We start from the raw sequence: 8,828 nt of genomic DNA, 5'->3' as shown, positions 1-8,828 counted from the left end.
AATTTTAGAGCATCAATCCAAGTAAAGATACCTAAGAGATCTTGTTCTCTTTGAACGACAACAGATCCAATCTTCTCATCGTGCATAAGTTGGCAGACAACTTTGACATCTGCGTGAGGCTCAACAGAGAAGAGGTCGTCGCTATAAGCATCCGCAACTTTGAGATCATTTAAATCAACTCTTTCAACACTTTCGAGAAATCTGATATCTCTTTCTGAAAGAACTCCTCTAACTTTTCCATTCTCCAGAACTGGGAGATGGCGAATATTATTTTCTCTCATTGTATTAAGAGCGAACTTTAAAGTTTGGTGAGAATTAATAGTAATTGGTTTTGCACTCATTAAAGATTCGATTTTCATTTCTAACTCCTTAATTGGAATTATGAACTTTTCTTCATATAAAAGTAATGACCTAAATCAGCTTTTTCATGGATTTCAAACAAGGGTTGCCTTCTTTGAAAAGAGTATCATCTTTAGTGTGAAGGGGGAGGTAAGTATCCCCAAGCACTTAAAGTTGAAGGAGGTATTATGAACTACAACTTAAGTTACCATCATGTTGATCACTCAGGTGCTTTTGAACAATTCCTCGAGAAAAAACTTCACAGTATGAACAGACTAATGAACGGCGTAGGACGCGTCGATTTCGTAGCTGATAGAAATGGTCAAGGATTTAGATTCTCGGCCAGAGTAAACGGAAAGAAATCTCATTTCTATTCCAAGGCCGATTCGGCAAATGTCTATCAGGCAGCAGCTAAGGTTATGGCGAGAATGAAAGCTTGGTTACATAAGAATTAGTTGACTGACCACATCAAGAACTACCCTCCAAAGCCAAGGCCTGACAAAGGATTTGTCAGGCCGCTTCTTTTTTGGACAAATTTTTGTTCAAGCTTTAGGCAAAAATTTCCGTAAAGTCATAAGACATGTAGAAATCTTAGTCACGGTTGACTAAGAAATAGATAACCCAAGGATTAAGGGAATGTTTAAAGTCGGTACGAATTACCAGTCGATGGTTGCTCAGAGACGTCTAGGAGACGTTACGAGACACCAGTCGCAAGAGAGAACAAAGCTCTCTAGTGGTAGTCGTATATATGAAGCGGCTTTTGATCCTTCTGGTCTTGCTATCGCAACTGGTATGAAAGCAAGAAGTGTCTCAAATATGCAGGCCCAAAGAAACGTTAATGATGGTGTTTCTCTCTTGCAGGTTGCGGAAGGGACATTAGGAGTTATGCACGGAATAGCTTCTCGTTTAAGAGAGCTTGCAATGCAAGCGGCAAACGATACAGTCGGTGATAACGAAAGAGCAGTTGCCAATAAAGAGTTTCAACAACTCACGCAAGAAGTTAAACGTTTAACTTCATCTACAAAGTTCAATGGAAATCATATTATCAATGGGCAAGGTTCAACATATGAATTACAAATTGGTATTCATAATGATCCCCAGGCCAATAGATTAAAGTACGATCTTGAAAAAGTTTTAGCTTCGAAGAATAATTTTGGCCTCAATGGTGTGAATATTCTTTCAAAAGATGGAGCAAGAAACTCTTTTGGAAAAATTGATAGTATGATTAATGAGATTTCAAGTTCTCGTGCCAAATTAGGTGGTGCTATGAATAGAATGGAGTCAGCACTGCAAAACCTACAAATTGGACGTGAGAATCTTGAGGCCTCAAAGTCTAAGATTACAGACTCTGATGTGGCCGAGAAGACTACAAATATTGCTAAAGACGAGATTGTTAAAAATGCCACTCTTTCTTTACTTTCACAAGCAAATACACGCCCTGCTATTGCTGCTAAACTAATTGACGCTTAGGTAATTCGATCTTAAAAGTTGTTCCAACACCTAGTGTACTATCAACAGATATTTTTCCACCCAGTTTATTAACAACATGTTTTACAATGGCCAGGCCAAGGCCAGTTCCCTTTTGGCCAGAGCTATCTCTTGTACGGGACTTATCGACTCTATAGAACCTTTCAAAGAGGCGAGGAAGATGTTTTGCTTCAATACCAACACCATTGTCTTTTACAGTGAGATAGTTTGAGTTTTGATCTTCACTCCAGTTTACTTGAATTTCAATATTGGCCCCACCATAGCGAAAGGCATTACTAACCAAATTGGTAATAATATGTTCTAGCATCTTATCATTAGATATGATGTGATCAGCTTGGTAGGATGTTTTTACATTTGCTGTTGAGCGACTATGAATTTGAGAGACATCTCTTAAGCACTGTTCAGTAAGTTCTTTCAAATCAACTTGAGTGAGTTGAATATCGACGATATTTTCAATCATTGAAAGAGAGAGTACATCATTAAAGAGTTGAGTTAATCTGTCACAATTATGATTAATTGTTCCCATGATCTCTTTCTTCGCTTCATCCAAGTCTGGCATAATCGCCTCAAGTGTTTGCACATATCCTTTGATTGCTGTTAGAGGCGTTCTTATTTCGTGAGAGACATTAGTCACAAAATCCTCTCTCATCTTTTGGGCCACTTTTAGTTCAGTGAGGTCGTGAAGTACGCAAACTGTTGCATAGGTTCTTCCTTTATTGTCTTTTAAAGGATTTGTTTTGACGTAGTAGTCTTTAATACGATTAGGTGAGAAATCAATTGTAAATTCAGATGAAAAAGAAGATTGGCCTTCTTCAATGGCCCCATCAATAAAGGACTTTAATTTTATGTTTCGAATGAAGTCGAGATAATGAGCCTCACTAGATATCATTCCTTTTACATTGAAGTCATTAATAAAGGCATTATTGGCAAAGAGAATCTTCCCCTCATTATCAACAGCAATAATGGAATCAGAAATAGCATCTAAAAGAGCTTGAAACTTATTATTTTCTTTGACGAGAGTTTTCTGTAATTTTCTTTTCTTATACTCATTATCATCAATATTCTTTTCAATAATCTCCCATTCTGATTGAACCTGATTATTGATATCGCTCAGGATATTGTTCTGTTTATATGAGTCTGAAAATGAAATGATCTTACTTAGAATAGACTTCAGCGGTGAGGCCACTTTTATACTGGTATAAAGAGAGAGGAGTACACTTAAAAAGAGAATAGGGAATATATAAAGCAGAATAGATTTATTCGTCTTTAGTAAAAACTCGATGACGTAGTGAGGTTTAAAAAGTAGAAAAACTGAATACTCAATCCCATCAATCGTTAGAACACTTTGGTGATAGAGGGACTTGATATTAATTCGCTTATTATAGAGAACTTTAGATTCTTTAAGGCTTAGTTTTTGATGGCCATACATAATATCTGAAATCTCATGAGATTGGAGATAGTCAGCAATACAGACTTTTTTAAAACTCCCTTTCATAATGGCAATAAAGGAAAGTTTTGAGTCCAGAACATCACAGAAGGAGTCGGCCTCTAGTTCATTGTAGTTCAAATGGGTTTGAATTTTATAAAAAGCTTGCTCTACGACCTGAGTTGCGGCCACTTCCTTGATCTTACTACGAATTAAGATAAGTGCGAAAGCCGAGGCCACGATAAGGGCCAGAATTTGAAGAAGGGCTATTCGCTTGAAAATATTCCAAGTTAGCTTTCTAAAAAGTTTATTTTCAGTCATTGAGGATTCTATAACCAATTCCCCTTATTGTCTCAATTACATTTGAGAACTCGTTGAGCTTCTTTCTAAGACCAAAAATATGAGTATCAATAGTTCTATCTGTGACATGGATAGGTCCACCTTGAATAGACTCAACTAATTGCTTTCTTGTTAAAACCTTTCCAGGTTTTTCTAGGAGAGTGCAAAGAAGTTTATACTCTGAGACGGTAAGATTCACTTCATTTCCGTCAGTCCATACCTTGCATTGTTCAAGATCAATCTTAATATTCTTGTGAGAAATGACATTGGTACTTGTTTGTGTTTGCTCAGTTTGAGCAATGGGCATTCTTCTTAACAGAGCTCTTACTCTGGCAGAGAGAACATTGATATCAAATGGCTTGATAACATAATCATCGGCACCTGCATTTAGACCATCGACGATATCCTGAGGTTTCGTCAATGCTGTAACCATAAGAACGGCCTTATCCCTAGTCGGTTTAAACATTCTGATGAACTTACAGATTTGTATTCCATCAACAGCAGGAAGCATTCTATCAAGGACAAAGAGATTGTAAGGGCAATCTTCATTTGACTGTAAAAGACTAATGGCCTCATCTCCATCTCCAACAATATCCGCATCAACATCCAGCTGTGCTAAGTTGACTTTTATCAGATTGGCAATGGCATTTTCATCTTCAACGATCAGTGCTTTGTACTTCATAGAAAAACCTTAATTATTTGGGTGTCTAATATCATTTCCTGTTTCTAAGAAGATAATATCTTCACAGATATTCGTTGCATGATCTCCAATTCTCTCGAGGATCTTGGCAATTCTTAAAATTGAGAACCCTTCATCGAAAGAGAAGTTTTCCTCCTTCATTTTTCTAAAGTACTCGCGAATAATTTCCCTGTGTATATTATTAACTTCTTTATCAGTTTTAATAACATCTGTGGCAATAGTCATATCTCTATTGGCAAAGGAGTCAAAGCTCTTCTTAATCATAATAATAACTTCGTCTTGAAGTTGTGTCAGAAGAGGGTGCTCTAGCGTTACTTTAGAAAAGTACCTCTTAATATTGACGGCTTGGTCGCCAATTCTTTCTAGCTCAGAATTCATCTTCATAATGGCAAGTGCTGTTCTGAGATCACTTGCGGCCGGTGCTTTAAGAGCAATATACTTAAAAATATTATCATCTATTGATTTGTGATAATCATTGATTTGCTTTTCAAGGGCATAGATATCGTCTTTTGAAAAAGCTTGGTTAATTGATTGTGAAAGAATCTGCTCAACGAGAGCGGCCATCTTTGTAACTTCTTCTCTAAGATAACTAACTGTTAAATCCATAATCTATCCAAATCTTCCTGTGATATAGTCTTCTGTTTTTTGATTTTTTGGGTTTGTAAAAATATCAGAACTTAGTCCATGTTCAATAAGTTCTCCAAGAACAAAGAAGCTCGTGTAATCAGCGACTCTTGCTGCTTGTTGCATATTATGTGTAACGACGATAACTGTATATTCATCTTTAAGTTCCATCATTAAGTCTTCAACTTTCGCTGCCGCGATTGGGTCTAAGGCCGATGTTGGTTCGTCCATAAGAATAATGGGTGGATTTGTGGCAAGAGTTCTCGCTAGGCAAAGTCTTTGTTGCTGACCACCTGAAAGTGATGTTCCTTCTTGGTGAAGTTTATCTTTCACTTCGTCCCATAGGGCAGCTTTTTGAAGACTCTTATAAGCAATCTCTTCAAGATTCTTCTTATTTCTTTCTCCCCATAAACGTGGACCAATAACAACATTGTCAAAGATACTCATGGCAGGGAAGGGGTTTGGTTTTTGAAAAACCATCCCAATATGTTTTCTTACTTCAACAGGATCGGCATCAGGAGCATAGATATTCTTACCTTCCAAAAGAACTTCTCCCGAGATTTTTGCTCCGGCAACTTCTTCGTGAATTCTGTTTAGGCAACGAATATAAGTTGATTTACCGCATCCAGAAGGCCCAATAATCGCATTGATTGTATTTCTCTTATACTCTAGATCAATTCCTTTAACAGCGTTGAAGTCATCAAACCAAGCCTTGAGATCATTAACTTTTAAAACCACATCACTCATTATGATTTCCTTACAAAGAACTTCTTAAGCTCTTTTCTTTTAAAAAATAGTCTTGCTGAAATATTTAGTCCTAGGCAAATAAGGATAAGCGTAAAGGCTCCTGCCCATGCTTGTCTTTGCCAGTCATCGTAGGGACTGATTGCATAATTATAAATTTGAACAGGTAGAGATGCCATTGGCTCTGTGAGCTTGTCACTAAAGTACATACTCCCAAATGCAGTGAAGAGTAGTGGTGCTGTCTCTCCAGAAGCTCTCGAAATTGCCAGAATCACTCCTGTGATTAATGAATTTTTAGAACCTTTGAGGACAATATGGAGGATGACTTTCCACTTTGGCAGTCCAAGTGCTAGTCCTGCTTCTCTTACATGCTTAGGGATGAGTTTAAGAATTTCTTCTGTCGTTCTAGTTACGATTGGAAGAATAATTATACTCAAAGCAAAAGCACCGGCCCAAGCAGAGAATGACTTCATTGTGACAACAAAGATAAGGTAGGAGAAAATCCCTATAACGATAGATGGAATACCTGTTAAAATATCAATCGTAAATTTTAGGATTGCAGCAATCTTACCTTGGCGATATTCAGAAAGAAAAACCCCACAAAGAATCCCTATTGGCACTGAGATAAGGGCGGATAAGCCAACCATTGTTAATGAACCAACGATTGCATGGGCCATTCCTCCTCCAAGCTCTCCAACTGGCTTTGGTTCATTTAGAAAAAAGTCTAATGAGAGGGCCATGCTTCCTTTTTGAAGTAGAAAGTTGAAGATCAGTATGAGAGGTATAAGAACTGATACTGAAGCCAGTGTCAGTAGGAACTTGAAGAGTAAGTTTTTAAATTTTCTTTGAGGACTGAGTTTCATACTTTCTTTCCTCTCATCTTAGCTTTCCAAGTGATACTTCTTGCAAAGAAGTTAACAAAGAATGTGACAACAAAGAGAAGTAGACCAATAAGACATAGTGCCGAAAGATGAATTTCTGAATCTGCTTCAGCATATTCATTGGCCATCACTGATGCCATTGTTGCTCCTGCTCCAAATAATGATTTTGATATTTCTGCTGAGTTACCAATAACCATGGCCACGGCCATTGTTTCACCTAGGGCCCTTCCAAGTCCAAGAACGACTGCTCCCATAACACCTGAGAAGCTAGGCTTTAAAATTGCCAACTTAATAGCTTCGAATTTTGTTGCTCCAAGGGCCAGGGCCGCTTCCTTTTGAAGTGAGGGAACAACCTTAAAGACTTCACGACAAACAGAAGTAATTGTTGGAATGATCATTATTGATAATATGATGGAAGCGGTTAGGATACCGATTCCAAAACTTGGTCCGCTAAATAGTGGTAAAAATCCAAGTGTTGATTTTAAAATAGGTGTGAGCGAATCCTTAACCCATGGAGCTAAGTAATAAAGTCCCCATAGACCAAAAATAATACTAGGTATTGCTGAGATTAACTCAACAAAGAGCCCAAGAAGATTTCCAAGTGCTTTTGGAAGGTACTCATTAATAAAGAGGGCTATAGCAATACTGACAGGTGCTGCTATGAGAATTGCAATTAGTGATGTGACAAGTGTTCCGTAAATAAAAGGAAGCGCACCGAATTCATCTTCTATCGGATTCCAAAAGTCGTTATAGATAAATGAGAATCCAAACTCTTTAATGGCCGGAGCTGAAGCTTGAAAAAGCTGATAGATCATGAGCCCTAAGAGAAGTACTATTGCGAGGGCAAATCCACGCAAAATCATGAAAGCAATTTTATCTTGTTGCTTATAGGAAATTCCCCTCTTCTTAAGAGGGGAACTCGTATTATTTTCAATATTATCTTTTGAAACCATCTCTACCATTATAGTTTTGAAATCTCTTTAAGTATATTCTTTCTTAGAGAATCTGGTAGGGGAGCATAGAAAAGATCTGCGGCCATCTTTTGACCATCTGTTAGGGCCCAATTGATGAACTTGTGGATTTCACTCAGCTTTTGGTTCTTTTTATAAACAGGTAGAAGAATATATGTAAAGGCCGACACTGGGTAAACACCTTTTCCTGGTTGGTCAATAAGTGAAGCAGTGAAGTCTGTACCTGAAGTTTTAAAATAAGCTGCTGATTTAGAGATACTCTCAACAGTTGGAGCAACGAATTCTCCCGACTTATTTTTTAGAGCGACTGTACTTAGTTTATTTTTTACTGCATGGGCAAGGTCGATATATCCGATTGCACCTTCAGTTTGCTTAATAATAGCTGTTACACCATCATTACCTTTTGCTCCAATTCCTGTTGGCCATCTAAGAGACTTTCCAATTCCAACCTTATTCTTCCATTCTGCACTTGCTGCACTTAAGTACTCTGAAAATACTTTCGTTGTCCCTGATCCATCAGCTCTTCTTACAATAAGGATATCTTTTGCAGGTAGCTTCATAGAAGGGTTAAGTTTAGCAATCGCTGTATCATTCCACTTTGTAATCTTTCCTAGAAAAATATTTGAAAGAACTTCACCGTCTAATTTTAGATTAGCATCAACACCTGGTTGATTATAAGCTAAAGCAACAGCACCAAGAACTGTTGGAACGTGCATGACTGGCCAAGCAGCCTTTTTCATATCTTTTGACTTCATAGGCGCATCAGAGGCTCCAAAGTCGACTGTTTGTTTAATAAGTTGTCTAATTCCACCACCTGAACCGATAGGTTGATAGTTGATACGTACATCTTTATTTTCTTTTGAGTACTCAGAAAACCACTTAGAGTAAATGGCGTATGGAAATGATGCTCCGGCACCATTGAGTTTCGTCACCGCTTGTGCAGATACATTACCAATCACAAATGCTGTCAGCATTAGAGAAAATAATTTCTTCATTTAAATGTCCCCTTTAGAGTTTTGTCTTAGGAATTTTATACCATTTAATTCAAGAATTTTTATGTTAGGGTTTTGTTAAGAAAAGTGTGCCCCTCGTTAAAATGAGGGGCTAAGTATTTGAAAATATAAGAAAGATGTCTTAGTGAGTGTGAGAAACGTAGAGTCTATAAGACTTATCTTTGTTTCTTCTAATCATGCAAGAGCCTTCATCTTTTTTAGAAATTAAGTAAGTGTAATACTCAGGAAGAGTGTCTTGAACCTCAAGAATTGATTTCCCTTCATGTTCACCAAAGTCAAGAAAGACTTGTTCTTCAGCAATAA

At 37.5% G+C, this 8,828-nt stretch carries 11 protein-coding genes; 2 read left to right on the top strand and 9 right to left on the bottom strand.

Annotated elements, in window-relative coordinates:
* Positions 1-359: CBS domain-containing protein (locus tag M901_RS09455; protein ID WP_021277969.1), on the bottom strand; the 359-nt coding region annotated here is incomplete at its 3' end.
* Between the two features lie 168 nt (positions 360-527).
* On the opposite strand from M901_RS09455, the gene M901_RS09450 reads away from it, so the two are divergent.
* Positions 528-794, top strand: coding sequence for an HPF/RaiA family ribosome-associated protein (locus tag M901_RS09450; RefSeq protein ID WP_021277966.1), 267 nt, complete (start codon positions 528-530; stop codon positions 792-794).
* Between the two features lie 181 nt (positions 795-975).
* On the top strand, positions 976-1,809 hold the full coding sequence (locus M901_RS09445) for a flagellin (protein ID WP_021277972.1): 834 nt from the start codon (positions 976-978) through the stop codon (positions 1,807-1,809).
* On the opposite strand, the gene M901_RS16500 is transcribed toward M901_RS09445, so the two are convergent.
* The 8 genes from M901_RS16500 to M901_RS09405 all read right to left on the bottom strand — a co-directional run.
* Positions 1,790-3,574: a cell wall metabolism sensor histidine kinase WalK gene (locus tag M901_RS16500; RefSeq protein WP_021277976.1), complete on the bottom strand. Its 1,785-nt coding sequence runs from the start codon at positions 3,572-3,574 to the stop codon at positions 1,790-1,792. The two genes, M901_RS09445 and M901_RS16500, sit on opposite strands and share 20 nt — an antisense overlap.
* Positions 3,567-4,274: a winged helix-turn-helix domain-containing protein gene (locus tag M901_RS09435; RefSeq protein ID WP_021277967.1), complete on the bottom strand. Its 708-nt coding sequence runs from the start codon at positions 4,272-4,274 to the stop codon at positions 3,567-3,569. The genes M901_RS16500 and M901_RS09435 overlap by 8 nt, the downstream gene beginning before the upstream one ends.
* Before the next feature lie 9 nt (positions 4,275-4,283).
* On the bottom strand, positions 4,284-4,898 hold the full coding sequence (phoU, locus tag M901_RS09430) for a phosphate signaling complex protein PhoU (RefSeq protein ID WP_021277971.1): 615 nt from the start codon (positions 4,896-4,898) through the stop codon (positions 4,284-4,286).
* 3 nt (positions 4,899-4,901) lie between these two features.
* Positions 4,902-5,663 (bottom strand): phosphate ABC transporter ATP-binding protein PstB, encoded by a 762-nt coding sequence (pstB, locus tag M901_RS09425; RefSeq protein ID WP_021277973.1) that lies wholly within the window; start codon positions 5,661-5,663, stop codon positions 4,902-4,904.
* Positions 5,663-6,523: a phosphate ABC transporter permease PstA gene (gene pstA, locus M901_RS09420; RefSeq protein WP_021277974.1), complete on the bottom strand. Its 861-nt coding sequence runs from the start codon at positions 6,521-6,523 to the stop codon at positions 5,663-5,665. Before pstA ends, pstB begins: the two co-directional genes overlap by 1 nt.
* Positions 6,520-7,494: a phosphate ABC transporter permease subunit PstC gene (gene pstC, locus M901_RS09415; RefSeq protein ID WP_232422525.1), complete on the bottom strand. Its 975-nt coding sequence runs from the start codon at positions 7,492-7,494 to the stop codon at positions 6,520-6,522. Before pstC ends, pstA begins: the two co-directional genes overlap by 4 nt.
* 8 nt (positions 7,495-7,502) lie before the next feature.
* Positions 7,503-8,507: a phosphate ABC transporter substrate-binding protein PstS gene (gene pstS / locus M901_RS09410; protein ID WP_021277970.1), complete on the bottom strand. Its 1,005-nt coding sequence runs from the start codon at positions 8,505-8,507 to the stop codon at positions 7,503-7,505.
* A gap of 139 nt (positions 8,508-8,646) precedes the next feature.
* The coding region (locus M901_RS09405; protein ID WP_021277968.1) for a hypothetical protein at positions 8,647-8,828 on the bottom strand (182 nt) is incomplete at its 5' end.

Origin of the sequence: Bacteriovorax sp. DB6_IX (assembly GCF_000447775.1) — a bacterium.
Taxonomy (GTDB): Bacteria; Bdellovibrionota; Bacteriovoracia; order Bacteriovoracales; family Bacteriovoracaceae; genus Halobacteriovorax_A.
The sequence above is the reverse complement of the archived record's forward strand: the minus strand, read 5'-3'. Positions and strand labels throughout refer to the sequence as shown.

Excerpts from the sequence above, each read along its gene's own strand:
- M901_RS09450 (WP_021277966.1), top strand. The coding sequence starts at position 528 with ATGAACTACAACTTAAGTTACCATCATGTTGATCACTCAGGTGCTTTT.
- M901_RS09445 (WP_021277972.1), top strand. The coding sequence starts at position 976 with ATGTTTAAAGTCGGTACGAATTACCAGTCGATGGTTGCTCAGAGACGT.
- M901_RS16500 (WP_021277976.1), bottom strand. The coding sequence starts at position 3,574 with ATGACTGAAAATAAACTTTTTAGAAAGCTAACTTGGAATATTTTCAAG.
- M901_RS09435 (WP_021277967.1), bottom strand. The coding sequence starts at position 4,274 with ATGAAGTACAAAGCACTGATCGTTGAAGATGAAAATGCCATTGCCAAT.
- phoU (WP_021277971.1), bottom strand. The coding sequence starts at position 4,898 with ATGGATTTAACAGTTAGTTATCTTAGAGAAGAAGTTACAAAGATGGCC.
- pstB (WP_021277973.1), bottom strand. The coding sequence starts at position 5,663 with ATGAGTGATGTGGTTTTAAAAGTTAATGATCTCAAGGCTTGGTTTGAT.
- pstA (WP_021277974.1), bottom strand. The coding sequence starts at position 6,523 with ATGAAACTCAGTCCTCAAAGAAAATTTAAAAACTTACTCTTCAAGTTC.
- pstC (WP_232422525.1), bottom strand. The coding sequence starts at position 7,494 with ATGGTTTCAAAAGATAATATTGAAAATAATACGAGTTCCCCTCTTAAG.
- pstS (WP_021277970.1), bottom strand. The coding sequence starts at position 8,507 with ATGAAGAAATTATTTTCTCTAATGCTGACAGCATTTGTGATTGGTAAT.